The sequence below is a fragment of the Desnuesiella massiliensis genome (assembly GCF_001403615.1).
Taxonomy (GTDB): Bacteria; Bacillota; Clostridia; order Clostridiales; family Clostridiaceae; genus Desnuesiella; species Desnuesiella massiliensis.
On sequence record NZ_LN879453.1, the window covers coordinates 1 to 19,346 of the forward strand.

A 19,346-nucleotide genomic window follows, 5' to 3' on the forward strand; every position below is an offset into this window, starting at 1 on the left:
ATGAGATTTCCCATAGCGTTAAGCTAGTAAGATCCCTTGAAGAACACAAGGTTGATAGGTCAGGGGTGTAAGCATGGTAACATGTTCAGCTGACTGATACTAATAGATCGAGGGCTTGATCAATATATATGAATCCAATTCTATGTGCAATTTTGAAAGAACATGTTTCTTTCAAAAACTAAATAACATCTGGTGATTATGGCATAGAGGTAACACTCGTTCCCATACCGAACACGCAAGTTAAGCTCTATAGCGCCGATGGTACTGCAAGGGAGACCTTGTGGAAGAGTAGGTCGTCGCCAGGTCAATCACTACTAAAATAGTGATTACAAAAATGTTCCGCGATAGCTCAACGGTGGAGCACTCGGCTGTTAACCGATAGGTTGGAGGTTCGAGTCCTCTTCGCGGAGCCATTTTTATTTTTTGCAAATATTTAAACTTTAAGATACCTATAAAGGTATCTTTTACTTTTTCTTATGCTTAAAGTTTTTTATACATATTTATTTATATTATTACAAAATAATGCTAATTAGTAAAGAAAATATGATATAATTAAATTGAAACAATATAAGGTTTTTTTGAATATTATAAAAGCTATTGTAACAATATGTAATGAATTTTTATCAAATTGTAACTATTAATTTCGAAAAATATAATATTATAAGAATATAAATAAGTTTAATGCAATGCTAAGGGGGATAAATATGAGAAACAATAGAGGAGTAAGAAGTAAAGCTAATAAAAAGTATAGGATTGCATATATATTATTAGCTATAACTATGGTTTCAATTTTTATGGTACAAGTTATTCTAAATAAAAAAAATAATGTTGAAAAAAGCAAGTTACTTTTAGCAAATAGTCAAAATGCAAAGATAAATGAAAGTAAACAAGAAGCTCCAGATAGTAGTACTGGAAATGAAAAAAAACATGAAAATATAGTTAATAAAGAAGAAAAAAAGGAAGAAGAGTCCGTAGTGGAAGTTACATCGCTGAAGAAAGGTTCTAATACTTCCATTGAAGGAGATTCTTACACTTTTAATTCAGCAGAAGTAAAAAAGATTATAGATGGAACTTATGTTAAAGATGGAAAGAAAATAGCATTTTTAACCTTTGATGATGGTCCATCGGCTGTTACCACACCAAAAATATTGGCTACACTAAAAAAATATAATGCAAAAGCTACATTTTTTATATTAGGAAAAAATTTAGATAGTTACCCTAAAAGTAAAGAATTATTAAAAGAAATACTTCATGATGGACATGCTATCGGTAACCACAGCTATTCTCATGATTACAAATATCTTTATCCAGGTGGAAGCATAAATACAGAGAATTTAATTGCAGATTTTGATAAAAATGAGAATAAGATTAAGGAAGTATTAGGAGCTGATTTTAAAACCTCAGTAGTTAGATTGCCTGGCGGAATGATGTCATGGAAAAATAAAGATAATGCAAAACAAGCTTTAAATAGCAAAGGATTAAATTTTATTGATTGGAATAGTTTAAATGGAGATGCAGAAGGCGGAAATAAGACACCACAGCAATTATTAGAAAGAACAAAAAATACCGTTCATGGCCATGAGAAAATAATCTTATTGATGCATGATACAAAAGGTAATACAGCAGAAGCCTTAGGACCAATTATTGAGTATTTAAAGAGCCAAGGTTATGAATTTAAAACATTAAAATAGCATAGGTATAAATATAATTAATACAAATAAAATAATAAGAAGTATGATTTATAATTATACTTCTTTATTTATACGCAAAAGGAGTGGTAATTTTGCAGGGAAAAATACTTATTATTGAAGATGAAAGCAGTATAAGGGGATTTCTTAAAATAAATTTTGAGAGAAATGACTTTGAAGTTATTGAGGCCGAAAGTGGAGAAGAAGGAATTAGAAAGGCTATTCTAGAAAAGCCTAGCATAGTTCTATTAGATATTATGTTACCAGGTGTTGATGGTTTTAAAGTATGCGAAACTTTAAGGAGAGAGTTTCCTAAAATAGGCATAATCATGCTTACAGCAAAGAGTCAAGATATGGACAAGATTATGGGCTTAGAGTATGGAGCTGATGATTATGTAATAAAGCCTTTTAATCCCATGGAGGTTATACTAAGAGTGAAAGCCCTTATAAGGAGAATGGATGAGTCCTTCACTAAACAAGAGGAAGTTATAGAAAGTCCTCCGTTTAAATTAGATATATACGCGCAAAAAATTTATAAGAATGAAAAAGAAATAGATGTGACTCCTAAGGAATATGCATTAATTAAAATTTTCATAGAAAATCCTAGCAAGGCTTTCAGCAGGGATGAGCTGCTAAATTTAGTATGGGGATATACTTTTGTCGGAGACTTTAAAATAGTAGATGTTAATATAAGAAGGCTTAGAGCAAAAATAGAAGATGATTCCTCCAATCCTAAATATATTGAAACCATATGGGGGACAGGATATAGGTGGAATAATGGAAAATAGTAAACTTAAGATTAAGAGCATAAAAATAAGGATTGTAAGTAATTTCATATTAGTTATTTTTATAAGCATATTTATATTAGAAATCTTGTTAATAAGTTTTATGAGGCAATATTACTATAATAATATAGGAGAAATGTTAAGCAATCAGATAAAAACCTCTTCTGACTTTTATACAAGATATTTTTCAAATACTACTTTGGAAGAAAATATATTAGATAATGTAGATGTATTCTGGAAGCAGACTAATGCACAGGTTCAGATAATAGATTTAAATGGAAAAATATTAATGGATTCCATAGGGGTAATACCTAAAGAACACTTGGATAGCTCAGATTTTAAAAAGGCTTTAAAAGGTGAGGTAGGAAAGTGGATTGGAAAGATAGAATATGATAAGCATAATGTAATTGCTGTATCCTATCCCTTAAAAAGTGATAATAAAATTATAGGAATTATAAGATTCGTTAGTTCTCTTAAGGAAGTAAATAAGTCTATAATATCAATTTCTTTAATTTTTATTTCTATAGGCCTAATTGTATTAACTTTATCTATACTATTAATTTTGGTCTTTGCTAATAGCATTATTAATCCTATAAAAGAGGTTACAAAGGTGGCAGAAAAAATGGCTGCAGGGGATCTTAGGGTTAGAAGCGTAAAAAAGCATTCTGATGAAATAGGCAGGCTTTCGGATACATTAAATTATATGGCTGAAGAGATAATTAAAAAGGACCAACTTAAAAACGAGTTCATATCTTCTATATCTCATGAGCTTCGTACTCCTTTAACTTCTATTAAGGGATGGGCTATTACATTAAATTATGATGGTATTGATAAGAAGACTTTAAATGACGGATTAGAGATAATCCATAAAGAAACAGATAGATTAACTTATATGGTAGAAGAACTACTAGATTTTTCTAAATTTGTTTCTGGTAAAATAAATTTAGAGAAGGAAAAAGTAAATATAAATAGTTTAATAGAATATACTCAAAAGTACATCAAACCTAGAGCAGAGAGAGAAAATATATGCTTTAATATAGAAAATAAAGCAGGAGACATAGAAATATATTTAGATGTAAACAGGATAAAGCAAGCCCTTATAAATGTTTTAGATAATGCATTTAAATTTACTGCTTCTGGAGGAGAAGTGAAATTTCATATATATATTCAGGATAAATACTTAGTCATGGTTATAAAAGATACTGGATGCGGTATACCAGAAGAAGATCTTCCAAAGGTTAAAGAGAAATTTTATAAAGGAAAAAGTAGTAAATCAAAAAATGGAATTGGATTATCTATCACAGATGAGATAGTTAAATTGCATGAAGGAATTCTTGAAATTAATAGCAAATTAAACGAAGGAACAGAGGTTTATTTAAAGTTACCTTTAAGCAATCCTTAGCTATAATTGGATAGGTATTGTTTATAGGATTACTTAGTAAATCTATATATTTTGCGTATAGGAGAATGAGGAATGAAGAGAATAATTTTAGCTCTTTTTATGATACTTACAACATTATTTTCAGGCTGTAGCAATATAAAAGGAGAATCAGAAAATATCATAGTTCCACCAGCTAATAATAACATTTCTATTAAAGGATTGTGGAAGATCGAAAAATATAAAATAGTTAATAACAACTATAGTAAATTAACATTAGATAGCATTGTTGGAGAGTCAGCGCAGTTTGATGAAAAAGTTTCCTCTATAGCAAAAGAAGTATGTGTAAGCCCAAATTATAAAGTAAAAAGAGTAGATATAGATTATTATGTATTATATAAATATAAAATAGATTATAAGACCTTAGATATAAATAAAAAGGAAGTTGAGGTAATCTCCGTTAGCTCTGCAGATAAACCTTTCTATGAATTTATAAAATATGATGAAGATAAAATGCTCGTTTACTACGAGGGAGCATTTCTTTATTTAAGTAAAATTTCAGATCAGGGGCATAGCTCTAATAACATTGATATTAGTCACCAGCCAGAAAAAAATTTAGGAAATGCACAATCTAGCTATATGAAATCCTGTGCTCTAATTGGACTTAGGAGTCCAAGAGTGGTAAATGAAAAAGGAGAATTAATGGCGTCAGACTATAGAACCTTATGGATTTCAGCAGATGGAATAAATCTATATGGAGTACACGAAAGAAAGGATTTACTTGTGCCCAGAATGACTGGATTTTGGGAACTGAGGTCTAATAGAGAGATTAGAAGTGGATATATAAATGAGCAGATAATTGCATATCCCTATGATGATATAAATCAAAGTTTACCAACTAATATTTTAAAACAGAATAAGGATTATAATATTATGAGGAATATTGCCTTTGTGGGAAATGATTATGTAGCAGTGGAATACTATGAGAGCAATAACTTACTACCAAAAAACTTTAATATGCTTCAGGTCTTGCCAATGGATAATCTTCAAAATAGTAATGGCATAAAAATATCGGATATTGCAGGAGAATCTGGGAAAAATGCTTTTATAAATTCTGCTAATGCCTTCTTCACTTCTAATAGTAAAGAAACAGTAAACCCTTTAGAGAAAAATGTTAGAGAAGAAAGCTTTACCCTTACAAGAAGAAATGGTCACTGGATAATAAAAGGAAGGATAAATAGTAACTATAAAAATGATTATAGTACATACTATGATTTTAATGTAAATTTTTTGCCTCCTAAAAAATTAGTGAATTATGATGAGTTATATATATCATGGAATTCTATAAAGTGGAAAGTTCCAGATGCAGTAGATGCATATACTTCACCTAATAATCAGATTGCTTTGATTATTACAAAAAATTATATTTATATTTACGGGATAAAAGATTATGAATTAACGGATAAACCTATTAAAAAAATAAAAATCGAAGAGGGGGAAAGTGTAGTTATGGCAGAGTGGGCCACCGGTGATTTTGTTGATAAATGGGAAAAGGTTTTTAAGGTATCTAGTAAACCAATAGAAGAATAAATAATTTGTATACATTACAGTTTTGTTATTAGAAAATCATCTAACTATATTGATTTAAAAACGGGGATAAGGTAAAATTATATTAGAAAACTATCAAATACAATAATATTGGGGTGAATAATATGTTATCAAAAGATTTACTAAAAGAAGTGCTATCTGAAGCCCTAAAGACGGGTGGAGATTTTGCTGAAGTTTTTGTGGAGGATACTATTAACAATAACATTAGCATGGTAAATGGCAAGGTAGAAAATTTAGTATCTGGAAGAGACTTTGGTATAGGTATAAGAATTTTTAAGGGCTTAAAAAGTGTTTATGCTTATACAAATGATTCAAGTTTAAGGGGGCTATTAGATACTGCTTATAAGGCAGCCTGCGCTATAGGAAACTTAAAAAAAGATGTGGATGTAAATCTAATGGAGAGACTTAACGCTAATATACATCCTATAATGTATGTGCCTTCAAGTATAGTCTCAAGTAAAAAAATAGAGCTTATGAAAAAAGGCTATATTTCTGCAAAGAATTATAGTAATGAAATAGTTCAAGTAACTATTAATTATTTAGACAAGGATCAGAAGGTTCTAATAGCTAACTCAGAAGGGTTATTTACAGAGGATAGAAGAATAAGAACAAGAATAAACATCAGTTCTGTAGCTAGTGATGGCAAGGAAAACCAAATGGGTTCCGAGTCACCAGGAAGATTAATGGGCTTTGAAATGTTTAACACTGTGGATCCTGAATACTATGGAAGAGAAGCTAGTGAAAGAGCTGTTAAGATGCTTCATGCTAGAAATTGTCCTGCAGGACGCATGACTGTAGCTATAGAAAATGGTTTTGGAGGAGTAATATTCCATGAGGCTTGCGGACATTCCTTAGAAGCTACTTCAGTAGCTAAAGGTAATTCCGTGTTTGCAGGTAAATTAGGCGAACAGATAGCATCTACGAAGGTAACTGCCATTGATGATGGAACAATGCCAAATCTTTGGGGATCAATTAATATAGATGATGAAGGAACTCCTGGAAGAAAAAATATATTAATAGAAAATGGAATATTAAAAGGATATATGATAGATAAATTAAATGCTAGAAGAATGAATATGGATATTACAGGAAGTTCCAGAAGACAATCCTATAAGTTTGCTCCAACTTCAAGGATGACTAATACTTATATTGCTAATGGAAATGATGATAATGAAGCTATTATTGCTTCTATAAAAGACGGACTATATGCCAAGAAAATGGGTGGAGGATCTGTTAATCCAGTAACAGGAGAATTTAACTTTGCAGTAGCTGAAGGCTACCTTGTTAAGAACGGAAAAATATACGAGCCTGTTAGAGGAGCAAGTCTTATTGGCAAGGGTTCAGAGGTATTGATGAATATAGATATGGTGGGTAAAAATTTAGATCATGGTCAAGGTATGTGCGGTTCTTCTAGTGGTAGTGTACCAACAAATGTTGGGCAACCTCTTTTAAGAGTATCAGAAATAACAGTAGGTGGAAGGTAAGGGGGCATAGCTATGGATTTAAAACAGTTCAAGGAAAAGGTTTTTGAAAAAGCAGCTCAGGAAGGCTTTAAAGAATATGAAATATATTTTAGTAAAAGCAACGCCTTAAGTTTAGAAATATATGAAAAAGAAGTAGATAAGTACTCTGTAAACGGCTCTATGGGGGTTAGTTTTAGAGGGATATATAATGATAAAATGGGATATTCTTATACAGAAATATTAGATGCGGATTCAGTAGAGATGCTTGTACTAAAAGCAAAAGAGAATGCCCTTTGCATAGAGAATGAAGATTTAGAGGTTATATTTGGAGAGAAGCAAGATTACGCTATATTAAAATCTTACAATGAGGAGCTTGAAAATATAGGAACAGATAAAAAAATAAAATTTGCTCTAGATTTAGAGAAAGACAGCTTTGAAAGCAATAAAAAAGTAGTAAACATTGGAGATTGCGTCTTGGAGGAAAGTATTATAGAATATGGTATCATGAATTCTAAAGGATTAGACTTATATCATAGAACTAATTTTATTATTGGACTTGTGATTCCTGTCATTGATGAAAATGGAACTAAGTATAATGGAATCAGCTTTAAAATTTCAAATAATTTTTCTGATTTTAATGCTAAGGCTATGGCTGAAGAGGCAGTTAATGATGCCTTATCAAGGATAGGTGGAAAAAGCATAAAGTCAGGCAATTACAAAGTAATTATTGATAATAGAACCATGGCGTTACTGCTAGGTACTTTTTCAGGTGCTTTTAGCTCGGATAATGCTCAGAAGGGCCTATCCTTGTTAAAGAATAAAGAAGGGCAGTTTATAGCTTCAAGTAAGGTAACCATCGTTGATGATCCTCATATGAATTCTGGGGTATATTCTACACCTTTTGATGCAGAGGGAGTAGCTACTTTTAAGAAAAATATAGTAGAAGAAGGCAAATTAAATACTCTATTATATAATATAAAGACAGCTTTAAAAGAAGGAAGAAAGAGTACTGGAAATGCATTTAAAGCTTCTTATTCTGCTCCTGTTATGATATCACCAACTAATTTCTACATTCAAGCTGGTGAGAAGGCTATGGAGGAATTATTAAAGGAAGTAAAGGAAGGATTGATAATTACTGAATTAGCTGGAACTCATGCAGGAGCTAACGCGGTAACAGGCGACTTTTCCTTAGCTGCTAAAGGATTCTTAATAAAGGATGGGAAAAAGGCAGAGCCTGTAGAGCAAATAACTATAGCAGGTAACTTCTTTAAGCTATTACAAGACATTGAGGAAGTTGGAAATGATTTAGACTTTTATTTTCCTATGGAAGCTTACTTTGGAAGCCCAAGCGTTATAGTAAGCAGTCTATCCGTAGCTGGGGAATAGATATAATAGTTATATAAGAGCCAGGATTAATTCCTGGCTTTTTTATATATTTTAAATAATTAAGCATACTATAGATATAATATAAGTCTAATCGTAGAAGGTTAATGCCATAAGGAGAAATTATGAATATAGGTGCTGCTCATTTAGTTTATATATTATTTGTAATAATTATATTGATTTTCATGTTTATGAGGAAAGATGTTTTACTACCAAGCATTATTGGATTGTCTATTGTTGGTTATATATATAATAAGAACCTAGTAAAGGCAGTACAATGTATATATAAAGCAATATATATTTCAACTAGGGAACTAATAGATGTAATCATAATCATCTCACTTCTAAATGCCATGGCAAAAATGCTGAAGGCTTCTAAGGTAGATAGATATTTAATATATCCATTAATGAAAATAATCAAAGATAAAAATTCAGCTTTTTTGATTTCTGGAGTAGCTATGCTATTATGCTCCTGGGTAATATGGCCAACACCAGCCTTAGCTTTTATAGGACCTCTTCTATTAATACCTTCAGCTAAAGTCGGACTTCCAGCTCTTTGGCTTGGTATAGCTTTAAATATTTTTGGTAATGGTGCAGCGCTATCAAGCGATATTTTTATCCAGGCTGCTCCAGCAATTACGGCTAAGGCTGCTGGAATAATTAACCCTCATGATATTATTAAAAATGGATTTCCACTATGGTTAATAATGAGTGGAAGCACTTTTTCTTTGTCCTATTTTATGATGCTTAAGGATAGTAAAAATTATAAAGCAAGTGAATCAGAAGAGAGTAGTATTGATTATATTGGGGAGGGCGGAGGAAAAACAAAAATAGTTTTTTTAGTAACTATAATAATTTTTACTATTAATTTATTCCTTATGTTTTTCTATGATTTAAAAGGTAAAGATTCCACAGCTCTTATTGGAGGAACTGCGGTTATAATAACATGCACAATAGCTATAATGCTCTATGGATTTACCAGAGCATTACAGGAGGTAACAAATATTATTAAAGAAGGATTTATCAATGGAATTAAGATATTTTCTCCTGTAATTATAATAGGAGCATTTTTCTATTTAGGAAGTAAGGAAACAGCTCAACAAATTCTAGGAAGTAATACTGAAGGGCTGCTTACAGAATTAGGATTATTCATATCTAAGGGAGTATATTTAAATAAATACATAGTAATATTAGTACAATGCATTATAGCAGCAATGTTAGGAGTAGGAGGCTCAGGTTTTGCAGGGTTACCTCTAGTAGGCACCTTAGCCTCAGTTTTTTCAAGTATGGTACCTATAAATAAAGCTGGATTAGCCGCTTTAGGGCAAATAATTACTATATGGGTTGGAGGAGGAACAATTATACCCTGGATAGTAATGCCTATAGCTTCCATTTGTAATATAGATGCCTTTGATCTTATAAAAAGAAATCTAATGCCAGTTTTGGTTAGTATGGTTATAACTATAATTGCAAGTTTTTTTATTCTTTAGAGAATATAATAAAAAAGCGACGGAAGTCGCTTTTTTACTGTTGCTTTTTAAAATCCTTAAAATAGTTACTCTTAATTATTTTATCAGCAATTTCAAGACCTTTTATGACTGTTTCCTTCTCTTCTTCTGAAGCTGAGTCACCTACATAAGTTCTATTAGTTAAAACTGCAAAGCTTTTATTTGTTTTTAGAAGGTTTCTTCCCATGGTAGTGTTTAAGTATTTATCTTCTTCAACTCCCATTAAATAACATAGGGTAGGCATAGTATCAACTTGTCCACCTATAACACCAAATTCTTTAGGGTTATTATTATTTTTTTCATAGATTATAAGGGGAATATGATTTGTAACTTCAGTCCACCAAGGTTCAGGATCTTCAAGTAAAGCTATCTTGTCATTATAATATTTATGCACACCAGTATGATCACCAGTAATAGCGATAACAGAATTATCTAATAAACCTTGCTTTTCTAAGCTTTCTAAGAATATACCTAATTGCTTATCAGTATAGTGTATGCTTTCAAAGTATCCACCAAGATTGTTTGAATCCAATTCAGGAGATAATTCTAATTCCCTATATTGCTTTGGCAAATCAAAGGGACCATGGCTAGTTAAGGTTACCATAAAACTATAGAAGGGCTGTTTCTGCTTTTGCAATATAGGAACTATTTGTCTAAAATAAGAAGCATCACTTAATCCTAAACCAATAGTTTCATCTATGTTAAAATCATAGTAGTCTATACATTTTTCAAAGCCAATACCTTTTAATCCTTCCATCCAATTCCAAAAGGCTCCTTTATCAGGATGAATGGCTAAGGTAGAATAGCCTTTATCCTGCATAAGCTTAGGTAATGAATTATAGCTAGTACCAGGATAACTAAAGAAAGTACTTCCTTGCCTTAAAGGAAATACAGAGGTATTTACCATCAAGTCTGAATCAGAGCTTGTCCCTTCGTTTACTTGCTCATTTATTTTAGGGAAATATAAGCTGTTCTTTAAAAGTCTATTTAATGTAGGAGTTATTTCCTTGCCATTTACCTTTTTATTTATTACAAAAGATTCTAAGGATTCTACTTGAATTAAGATTAGATTTTTGTCTTTATAAAGTCCTTTATATTCATTATCAGATAAATTCTCTTTTTTACCTTGGAACCATTGTTCAATTTCTAGTTTTTGAGCCTCAGTAAGTTCTAGAGGCTTGGAATCCCTCCAAACAGTGTATAAGTTAAACATATGATAGCCTATAGGAGAAAAATATCTAGAAGTATCATTAGGATCGTACATGCTAAAAAGATAGCTTTTTCTATGATCCTTTTTTAATATATTTGTGGTAAAGGGAACATAGAAAATAAAGCATATAGATAAAAGAAACATCAACGCAAAATTAAATAATTTTCTTTTACCCGTAGAAAATATATTTTTATATAAAAAGGCTGCTACAACTATTAATATTATATCTAAAATAAATATTATATCATAAGGACTCATCATAGAAAGAACACTGCCAGACATACTATCTAAGTTAGCGGTTTGCTTTATTATGATAACAGATGGCACAGTATTAAAACCTCTGAAATACCATAAATCTAATAATATAAAAAATGTAAGAAAAATATTAATACCAATCAAAAACCATAATCTGCCTTTATTTTTAAATAGAAAATAAAAGGACATGAAAGCTAATATAAAAGCAGAATAGTAATTAAAAAAGTAAGAGGCTGAAGAATAACCTAAGGAAAAATTCAGGCTATAGGAATTTTTATTTAAAGTAAATCCTAAAAACAAAATACATTTAAATATTAATGCTATAAATGTAAAAAGAAAGAAAGAACTCCTTATGATAGAACTCTTATTTATCTTAGGTGCATATTTAGTTACCAGCATTTGATCATCATCCTTTATAAAATTATTTGCAACGATAAAATTATATTATATATGATTTCATAAAGCAAATAGGTTAAGAAAAAGTTAAGAAATAATTATTATTTTCATAATAATTATACCGTACTATTTATTTAATCAATAGCTTTTAAAATTCCTATTAGTAAATCAAATTATACTTTTAAATAGATATGTTATAATTATCTTGGAAGAAATTTATGAAAAGGTGGGAAATCCATTATGCATATAATTGATTGTAAGAACTTAAAATGTCCACAGCCAGTGATTAATACAAAGAAATACTTTGATTCTATAGAACAAGGGGAAGCTCTAGTAATAGTAGATAATGAAGTGGCTAAAAATAATATTTCTAAGTTTTCCGAAAGTAATGGCTTTAGCGTTGATGTGACAGAAGAGGCAGGTATATATAAAATTAAAATAACAAAGGATAATTGTGGTTGTGAAGTTATGAACTTTGATAGAAAATTAGCTATAATGATAACAAATGATAAACTTGGTCAGGGAGATGATACTTTAGGAACTACTTTAATGAAAAGCTATCTTTTTGCTTTATCTGAAAGTGATAACTTGCCAAAGGATTTAGTATTTTTAAATGCAGGAGTTAAGCTGACTTCAGAAGGATCTGAATGCATGGAGAGCCTTAAAAGGCTTAAAGATAAAGGAGTTAATATTTTAAGCTGCGGTACTTGTTTAGATTTTTATGGATTAAAAGAAAAGCTATTGATTGGTGAAATATCAAATATGTATACCATAGTGGAAATAATGAATAATGCTGATAATACTATAAAGCTGTAAAATAATGTGTAAAAAAATAATATGCCCCGTGTCCAGCACGGAACATATTATTTTTTTATTATGGGATTTTTACAATTTCACTGTCTTTATACATAGTTAAAAGAGATATGTTATTTGTGTAGCTACAGTAATATTCAGCATAAGCGTTGCCATAAGTATAGTGAGCAGCAGTATCTTTTGAGTTTTCATTGTAAAAGAAAATAAAAAATCCATCACAAGTGTTATTGGTATAAATGCTTTTGATTTCCTTAGATATAGAGGAGAAAATAGCCTTATCCTTGATATCTTTTAATACAATATTAAAGGTATAAAAGCTCTTACCTACTTGTATACTATTAATCTCATAATTATTCTCAGATACTTTTGTTTTAGACTCAGTAAAATCCCCATCTAGTGAATAATCAAAATCCTTGGCTAAAATATTAGTTTGAGAAATACTTGTAAACTGCCCCTTAGGAGGAATGGCATCAATAGGAACACTAATATTCTCTATGATTTCATTTTTATAGTTTTTTATATTAACCTTTAGATCGCCTCTAAAATCCATAGCAGAATTATTTGATATAGTAATAAAAATATTTTTGCTATTAGAGATCGAAATTCCTTTGATTTCAATGCTTGTATCAATATTTTTCAGAAGCTCTTTTTTATCTATTTTAACAGTTTCTTGTTTTTTTAAAGAATCTGCATTACTAACATTTTGAGATTGAGTAGACACTGAAGGCTTTTTCTCAGTAAAATTAATCACTGCTCCAGAAACAAGCATAGTTAGAGATAGCAGTGAAACAATCAGTGTCGGAATATTAATAAGCTTTAACTTTTTGGAGCTTCTTATAGCCATGATTATTATTGAGACTAGCATAGTAAATAAACCTACAATGTATAGAATTAACGCTAAATTTTTCATAATTACCACCAAATTAATAATATTTTAGTTACTTTTATAATTATCGTATATTTACTTTTGCCACTTTAAGTTTATATGATATAATTCTTTATGTAAAAAAAATTTAGTAAGATACCTAACACGAAGGAGCGGGCTATGAAGCACTTATTTATAATCAATCCAGTAGCTGGTAAAGGTAAAGCTATGGATTATTTAGAGAAGATACATAAGATTTTTGAAGAAAGACAAGACGAGTATATTATTGAGCTTACTAAAAATCAAGGACATGCTACTGAAATAGTAAAAAAGTATACAGAGGCCGATGATTATAGGGTATATTCCATAGGAGGAGATGGAACTCTTAATGAAGTATTAAATGGAATGGCTTTTACTAATAGTTCTTTAGCAGTGATACCTGCTGGTACAGGTAATGATTTTATAAAGAATATATATGATGAAGAAAGCTATGAAAATATATTAGAGGATACCATAAATGGTAATGAGGAGTTTTTTGATCTGGCTAAGTTAAATAATAGGTTTTATATAAATATATCTTCTGCTGGTTTGGATGCTGAAGTGGTGTATAATGCTATTAAATTAAAAAAGTTAAAGTTTATAAAAAGTAGTATGGCTTATTTATTAAGTATCTTTATTACAGTATTTAGGTTTAAAAGTATAGATATGGTGATAGAGGTAGATGGGAATATTTTAAATAGAAAAATCTTACTAATAGCAGTAGCTAATGGTAAATATTATGGAGGGGGTATGTTGGTAGCTCCTGAAGCTATTATTAATGATGGTATCTTTGACATATGTTTAGTTAACCACTTGAATATATTTAGAATACTGACCTTATTTCCTAAATTAATAAAAGGAACTCATAAGGACATAAAGGAAGTAGAATTTATAAAAGGTAAAAATATAATAATAAATAGTAAGGATTTATTTTCCGTAAATATTGATGGAGAAATCATGAGAAGTAATAAAGTGCATTTTGAAATAGTGCCTAAAGGTATAAAAGTAGTAAAGCCATTATATAATAATTAGGTAATAAGGAATTTATATTGAAATATATTTTCAATATAAATTCTTTTTTTAGTATTTATTTTCACTCTATAGAATAAAAATAAATAGTATAGTATAATAATATATGTACTATACTATTTGTATGTTTAAATAGTTTTAATAATATTATGTGGGGGATTATCATGGCATTTATAGATGAACCTTTAACGGAAGAAATAACTAAAGATTTACGATATTTAAATTTACTAGCTAATCAATATCCAACTATTGCGGAGGCTAGTACTGAGATAATAAACTTACAGGCTATTTTAAACCTACCAAAGGGTACGGAGCATTTTCTTACAGATATTCATGGAGAGTATGAACCCTTTATTCATGTATTAAAGAATGCCTCAGGAGTAATTAAAAGAAAAATCGATGATATATTTGGTAATTCTTTAAGGCATAGAGAAAAGAAAAGCCTTGCTACTTTGATATATTATCCAGAGCAAAAGCTGGAGATAATTTTAAAACAAGAGCAAAATATAGAAGATTGGTTTAGAATAACATTATATAGATTGATTGAACTATGTAGACATGTATCTTCAAAATATACCAGGTCTAAGGTAAGAAAGGCCTTGCCAAAGGATTTTGCTTATATAATTGAAGAGCTTTTGCATGAGCAGCCTGAAAAAATAAATAAACAAGAGTATTATGATGAAATAATTAATACTATAATATGTATTGATAGGGCTAAAGAATTTATTATAGCTTTAGCTAAATTGATTCAAAGATTAGTGGTAGATAGACTTCATATTATAGGGGACATTTTCGATAGAGGGCCTGGTGCTCATATTATATTAGATACTTTAATGGAATATCATGCCGTGGATATACAATGGGGAAATCATGATATTTTATGGATGGGAGCTGCGGCAGGTTCAGAGGTTTGTATGAGTAATGTGCTTAGAATATCTGCAAGATATGCTAATCTAGATACTATTGAGGATGGCTATGGGATCAATATGCTGCCTTTAGCTACTTTCGCTTTAGAATTTTATAAAAACGATCCTTGCGAAAGCTTCACTCCCAAATTTGACTGCGAAAAACAGTATAGTATAAAGGAAATTCAGCTTATATCTCAAATGCACAAGGCTATTTCTGTAATACAATTTAAGCTTGAAGGGGAAATAATCAGCAGACGCTCAGAATTTGGAATGCAGCATAGGTTATTGCTTAATAAGATAAATTATGAGGAAGGTACCATAGAGCTAAATGGAAAGATATATAGGTTAAATGATAAAAATTTTCCTACCATAGATCCAAAAGATCCATATAAACTAATTGAAGAAGAGTTGGAGTTGATTGAAAAATTAAAATCTTCCTTTATTAATAGCGAGAAGCTTCAGAAGCATATAAGCTTTCTTTTTGCAAAAGGAAGTATGTATTTAAAATGTAATTCAAATTTATTATTTCATGGATGTATTCCGTTAAATGAAGATGGTACCTTTAAAAAGGTAAGGTTAAGAGATAAAGATTTTAAAGGAAGAAAGCTCTTAGATGAATTTGAACGTTTAACTAGAGAAGGATATTTTTATAAAAACAATCCCTTGGCTAAACAATATGGTATGGATATAATCTGGTATTTATGGACTGGCCCTAACTCACCTCTCTTTGGTAAGGATCAGATGACAACCTTTGAAAGATATTTTATTGATGACAAAGAAACTCATAAGGAACAAAAGAATGCTTATTATATATATAGGGACGATGAAAAAATGTGTAATATGATTTTTGAGGAGTTTGGGTTAGATAATAGCATATCTCACATTATTAATGGACATGTGCCTGTAGAAAAGAAAAAAGGCGAAAGTCCTATCAATGCTAATGGAAAATTGCTTGTTATAGATGGAGGGTTTTCTAGAGCTTATCAAGGAAAAACAGGTATTGCAGGCTATACTTTAATATATAATTCTTATGGACTACAGCTTGTATCTCATGAACCCTTTAAGTCTACAGAAGAAGCTATAGTGGAAGAAACAGATATATTGTCTTCTATGGTGGTTTTGGAGCAGACTGTGGAAAGAAAAAGAGTTGGAGATACGGATGTGGGAGTAGAGCTTACAAAGCAAATAAAGGATTTAAAAATGCTTATGTCTGCCTATAGAAAGGGTTTAATAAAAGAAAAAAGATAGCAAAAAGCCAGCGTCAGCTGGCTTTTACTATCTTTTTGATTCATTAAATAGTATGAACAATCCTAAACCTATTAATATCACTGGGAATAATAGTTTGTAGTTTAACCAGTAGAAAAGATGACTGAACACCATGTTTAACATAGAGATAACGGATATAGAAGTTAATATAAAAACAGGTATAAGCAAGCCTTTTTCTCTATTACCAAAGATATATAATTGAAATAATCCTATGGCTACAGAAAGGGTATATATTGGCCAAGTAAAGCCTGAAAAATTCCAATTAGTAAAAGTCTCAAATAAAAAAAGTGTGCCTATAGTAGTTAATATTCCGCCAGGTACAAGTAACCCAGGATCTCTTCTGGTAGTAAAGAATCTCCACTCAAATAATAACCCTGGAATCAGTATAAATAAGGGCCATAAATTTCTTATGGAAAAAATATCAATATAAAAAACTCTATCAAGTAAAGAAAACACACCAATTAATATAAGAACTATTCCTAGCATGGATCCCCTTTTATTCATAGTAAATAACCTCCTTGTAATAATTTATATATTCATTTTAGTATATTATGAATTTAATGTAAAATGATTATAGTAATAATATTCATCATTTTACATATGACTTAAGTCATTTTCATAATTACTTATAGGTTTGATATAATTAAAGAAATTTGATAAAATGTAGTAGAATAGTGGAATAAAGGAGTATTATGATAAAAAAAATTATAAAGAAAAATAAGCTCAAATTAAATATAAAGTATACATTATCACTTTTTTTAGCTTCTATAATTATAAACTTTGCCATTGGTTTGGGAAATTATGTTTTTTATTCAAAAGCTTTTACCACTTCTACTTGTATTACTAAGAATATATTTAGTCTGATTATAAATATATTAATCACATTTTTAATTCTGTTATTATTTAGTTATATACTTATAAAAAAGCTTAAACTTGATATATACAATGATATACTTTGTAAAAATTCTAAGTCTTTATCATTAAAATCAAGGATTCAACCTCATTTTATTTTTAATTCTTTAAATACCATAACCTATTACTGCAGAGTGGATGCTTCAATTGCTAAGAGATTAGTATTAGAATTAAGCAATTATTTAAGAATAAGCCTTGAAGATTATAAGGAGATTATATCTTTAAACAAAGAGATAAGCTTTATAAAATCCTACATATATATTGAAAAATTTAGATTTGAGGATAGACTTAGTGTAACCTATGACATAGAGGATTTTGATTTAATGATACCTAGCTTTACACTAAAACCTTTAGTAGAAAATGCCATAAAACATGGTGCTCTTTCTAGAAAAGAAGGTGGACATGTTTTTATAAATATTAAAGCTTTAGAAGAGACAGTTTCTATTTGTATAAAGGATAATGGCAAGGGTATGAATAAAAAATATATAGAAGAAGTTCTTAGAAAGGATTCAAATAATTTTGTTTCCTTAAGCAATATTAATAAAAGGCTAAAGCATATTTATGGCTTAGATTTGGTAGTAGAAAGTGTTTTTAATGAGGGGACAGCTATTTATATAAATATTCCAAGGGTGTGGAGGAAAAATGAAAAGGATATTGATAGTAGATGACGAAATAAATAGTAGGAGACTACTAAAAGAAATATTATCTGATTCAGAGGTTGACTTAGATATTTTAGAAGCTAAGGATGGGGATGAAGCTATGAAACTTATTAGAGAAGAACAACCATTTTTAGTTTTGCTTGATGGAAAGATTCCTGAAATTTCAGGTTACGATATCTGTAGAATCTTAAAAAAGGATGTACAATATAAAAATATTATTATAGCACTTATTACTGGGAGTGAAAGGGAAACTAGTGATGAAAAAGATGCTTTTAATCTAGCTGACTATGTCGTTTTAAAGCCTTATGATGAGAGTGTTATTTATGATATTGTTAATGAATCTTCAAAAAGATGATTTGTAAGGAGAGTAAAAATGCTTAGTGTAGTTTTAATTGATGACGAAAGGTTAGCATTAAATGAGCTAGAATATATATTGAATAAATACGAAGAGCTAAATATAGTATCGAAGTTTATTGACCCCATAGACGCTATGGAGTATATTAAGGACTATAAGCCAGATTTAGTTTTTTTAGATATTGAAATGCCTGAACTACAAGGTATACAAGTGGCAGAAAAGATAATAGAATACCACGAAGATATAAAAATAGTCTTTGTTACTGCTTTCGATGAATATGCGCTTAAGGCTTTTGAAGTACAAGCTGTAGATTACTTGTTAAAACCCTTTTCAGAAGAAAGAGTTCATAAGTGTGTAGAGAAGATCATAAAAAGCTCTAAAGATTCTAAAAATAGTATTAAAGTTAAGGATGAAAACTCAGTTAATAAAAAGCTAAGAAAGGTATCCGTTTGGAAGGATGATATTTTAGTTTTATTAGAGGTAGATGATATATTATATTGCAAGGTAAAGGATGGAGAACTATTTATATATACAAAAAAAGAGACTTATAAGAGCCAGTATACACTAAGTCAAATGGAAAACAAACTGCAAAATTATGAGTTTATAAAATGCCATAGGAACTTTATTGTGAATTTAAATGAAATAGAAGAAATTGTTCCTTGGTTTAATGGTACTTACATATTAAAACTAAATGGTAGTAGTGATGAAATCCCAGTAAGTAGGCATTATAATAAACTGCTAAAAAATATATTTAATTTTTAAAAGAATGTTAATTATAGTTAGGATTTAAAAGCAACTTATTCTTAAAAAAGGTTGCTTTTTTTTA

At 29.8% G+C, this 19,346-nt stretch carries 16 protein-coding genes, 1 tRNA gene and 2 rRNA genes; 16 read left to right on the plus strand and 3 right to left on the minus strand.

The genetic code is table 11. The features are described 5' to 3' along the window. The 10 genes from BN2665_RS02595 to BN2665_RS02640 all read left to right on the plus strand — a co-directional run. A 23S ribosomal RNA gene (locus tag BN2665_RS02595) occupies positions 1 to 123 on the plus strand; the annotation flags it as partial. A 65-nt stretch (positions 124 to 188) separates the two neighbouring features. After that, a 5S ribosomal RNA gene (gene rrf / locus BN2665_RS02600) occupies positions 189 to 305 on the plus strand. A gap of 33 nt (positions 306 to 338) precedes the next feature. Continuing rightward, a tRNA-Asn gene (locus tag BN2665_RS02605) sits at positions 339 to 413 on the plus strand. A 291-nt stretch (positions 414 to 704) separates the two neighbouring features. Next, entirely contained in the window at positions 705 to 1,691 is a 987-nt protein-coding gene (locus BN2665_RS02610; RefSeq protein WP_055665561.1) for a polysaccharide deacetylase family protein, read from the plus strand. A gap of 92 nt (positions 1,692 to 1,783) precedes the next feature. Beyond that, complete coding sequence (locus tag BN2665_RS02615; protein ID WP_055665562.1) at positions 1,784 to 2,476, plus strand: response regulator transcription factor; 693 nt, start codon at positions 1,784 to 1,786, stop codon at positions 2,474 to 2,476. Continuing rightward, entirely contained in the window at positions 2,466 to 3,875 is a 1,410-nt protein-coding gene (locus BN2665_RS02620; protein WP_055665563.1) for a sensor histidine kinase, read from the plus strand. The genes BN2665_RS02615 and BN2665_RS02620 overlap by 11 nt, the downstream gene beginning before the upstream one ends. A 72-nt stretch (positions 3,876 to 3,947) precedes the next feature. Beyond that, complete coding sequence (locus BN2665_RS02625) at positions 3,948 to 5,441, plus strand: hypothetical protein (RefSeq protein WP_055665564.1); 1,494 nt, start codon at positions 3,948 to 3,950, stop codon at positions 5,439 to 5,441. 122 nt (positions 5,442 to 5,563) lie between these two features. Further along, positions 5,564 to 6,943: a TldD/PmbA family protein gene (locus BN2665_RS02630; RefSeq protein ID WP_055665565.1), complete on the plus strand. Its 1,380-nt coding sequence runs from the start codon at positions 5,564 to 5,566 to the stop codon at positions 6,941 to 6,943. Positions 6,944 to 6,955: 12 nt separating this feature from the next. Further along, on the plus strand, positions 6,956 to 8,308 hold the full coding sequence (locus tag BN2665_RS02635; protein ID WP_055665566.1) for a TldD/PmbA family protein: 1,353 nt from the start codon (positions 6,956 to 6,958) through the stop codon (positions 8,306 to 8,308). 122 nt (positions 8,309 to 8,430) lie between these two features. Continuing rightward, entirely contained in the window at positions 8,431 to 9,795 is a 1,365-nt protein-coding gene (locus BN2665_RS02640) for a hypothetical protein (protein ID WP_074042204.1), read from the plus strand. Between the two features lie 34 nt (positions 9,796 to 9,829). Here BN2665_RS02640 and BN2665_RS02645 read toward each other — a convergent pair whose 3' ends face one another. Further along, complete coding sequence (locus BN2665_RS02645; RefSeq protein WP_055665568.1) at positions 9,830 to 11,677, minus strand: LTA synthase family protein; 1,848 nt, start codon at positions 11,675 to 11,677, stop codon at positions 9,830 to 9,832. Positions 11,678 to 11,911: 234 nt separating this feature from the next. Here BN2665_RS02645 and yedF point away from each other — a divergent pair, with 234 nt between their 5' ends. Beyond that, on the plus strand, positions 11,912 to 12,490 hold the full coding sequence (gene yedF, locus BN2665_RS02650) for a sulfurtransferase-like selenium metabolism protein YedF (RefSeq protein ID WP_154674846.1): 579 nt from the start codon (positions 11,912 to 11,914) through the stop codon (positions 12,488 to 12,490). A gap of 58 nt (positions 12,491 to 12,548) precedes the next feature. Here yedF and BN2665_RS02655 read toward each other — a convergent pair whose 3' ends face one another. After that, on the minus strand, positions 12,549 to 13,397 hold the full coding sequence (locus BN2665_RS02655; RefSeq protein ID WP_055665570.1) for a hypothetical protein: 849 nt from the start codon (positions 13,395 to 13,397) through the stop codon (positions 12,549 to 12,551). A gap of 135 nt (positions 13,398 to 13,532) precedes the next feature. On the opposite strand from BN2665_RS02655, the gene BN2665_RS02660 reads away from it, so the two are divergent. Next, positions 13,533 to 14,423 carry a diacylglycerol/lipid kinase family protein gene (locus BN2665_RS02660; RefSeq protein ID WP_055665571.1) on the plus strand — a complete coding sequence of 297 codons (891 nt, stop codon included), beginning with the start codon at positions 13,533 to 13,535 and terminating at the stop codon, positions 14,421 to 14,423. Positions 14,424 to 14,584: 161 nt separating this feature from the next. After that, complete coding sequence (locus tag BN2665_RS02665) at positions 14,585 to 16,576, plus strand: fructose-1,6-bisphosphatase (RefSeq protein ID WP_055665572.1); 1,992 nt, start codon at positions 14,585 to 14,587, stop codon at positions 16,574 to 16,576. A gap of 27 nt (positions 16,577 to 16,603) precedes the next feature. On the opposite strand, the gene BN2665_RS02670 is transcribed toward BN2665_RS02665, so the two are convergent. Then, on the minus strand, positions 16,604 to 17,098 hold the full coding sequence (locus BN2665_RS02670; RefSeq protein WP_055665573.1) for a LiaI-LiaF-like domain-containing protein: 495 nt from the start codon (positions 17,096 to 17,098) through the stop codon (positions 16,604 to 16,606). A 188-nt stretch (positions 17,099 to 17,286) separates the two neighbouring features. Here BN2665_RS02670 and BN2665_RS02675 point away from each other — a divergent pair, with 188 nt between their 5' ends. From BN2665_RS02675 to BN2665_RS02685, 3 genes are read left to right on the plus strand one after another with little or no spacing between them, the layout of a single operon-like run. After that, positions 17,287 to 18,174, plus strand: coding sequence for a sensor histidine kinase (locus BN2665_RS02675; protein ID WP_055665574.1), 888 nt, complete (start codon positions 17,287 to 17,289; stop codon positions 18,172 to 18,174). Continuing rightward, entirely contained in the window at positions 18,149 to 18,520 is a 372-nt protein-coding gene (locus BN2665_RS02680; protein ID WP_055665575.1) for a response regulator, read from the plus strand. Before BN2665_RS02675 ends, BN2665_RS02680 begins: the two co-directional genes overlap by 26 nt. An 18-nt stretch (positions 18,521 to 18,538) precedes the next feature. Continuing rightward, entirely contained in the window at positions 18,539 to 19,282 is a 744-nt protein-coding gene (locus BN2665_RS02685) for a LytR/AlgR family response regulator transcription factor (protein ID WP_055665576.1), read from the plus strand. Positions 19,283 to 19,346: the final 64 nt, after the last annotated feature.

Coding starts and splice junctions, on each gene's coding strand:
- BN2665_RS02640 (WP_074042204.1), top strand. CDS start 8,431: ATGAATATAGGTGCTGCTCATTTAGTTTATATATTATTTGTAATAATT.
- BN2665_RS02620 (WP_055665563.1), top strand. CDS start 2,466: ATGGAAAATAGTAAACTTAAGATTAAGAGCATAAAAATAAGGATTGTA.
- BN2665_RS02645 (WP_055665568.1), bottom strand. CDS start 11,677: ATGCTGGTAACTAAATATGCACCTAAGATAAATAAGAGTTCTATCATA.
- BN2665_RS02665 (WP_055665572.1), top strand. CDS start 14,585: ATGGCATTTATAGATGAACCTTTAACGGAAGAAATAACTAAAGATTTA.
- BN2665_RS02670 (WP_055665573.1), bottom strand. CDS start 17,098: ATGAATAAAAGGGGATCCATGCTAGGAATAGTTCTTATATTAATTGGT.
- BN2665_RS02630 (WP_055665565.1), top strand. CDS start 5,564: ATGTTATCAAAAGATTTACTAAAAGAAGTGCTATCTGAAGCCCTAAAG.
- BN2665_RS02625 (WP_055665564.1), top strand. CDS start 3,948: ATGAAGAGAATAATTTTAGCTCTTTTTATGATACTTACAACATTATTT.
- BN2665_RS02610 (WP_055665561.1), top strand. CDS start 705: ATGAGAAACAATAGAGGAGTAAGAAGTAAAGCTAATAAAAAGTATAGG.
- BN2665_RS02685 (WP_055665576.1), top strand. CDS start 18,539: ATGCTTAGTGTAGTTTTAATTGATGACGAAAGGTTAGCATTAAATGAG.
- BN2665_RS02680 (WP_055665575.1), top strand. CDS start 18,149: ATGAAAAGGATATTGATAGTAGATGACGAAATAAATAGTAGGAGACTA.
- BN2665_RS02675 (WP_055665574.1), top strand. CDS start 17,287: ATGATAAAAAAAATTATAAAGAAAAATAAGCTCAAATTAAATATAAAG.
- BN2665_RS02635 (WP_055665566.1), top strand. CDS start 6,956: ATGGATTTAAAACAGTTCAAGGAAAAGGTTTTTGAAAAAGCAGCTCAG.
- BN2665_RS02660 (WP_055665571.1), top strand. CDS start 13,533: ATGAAGCACTTATTTATAATCAATCCAGTAGCTGGTAAAGGTAAAGCT.
- BN2665_RS02655 (WP_055665570.1), bottom strand. CDS start 13,397: ATGAAAAATTTAGCGTTAATTCTATACATTGTAGGTTTATTTACTATG.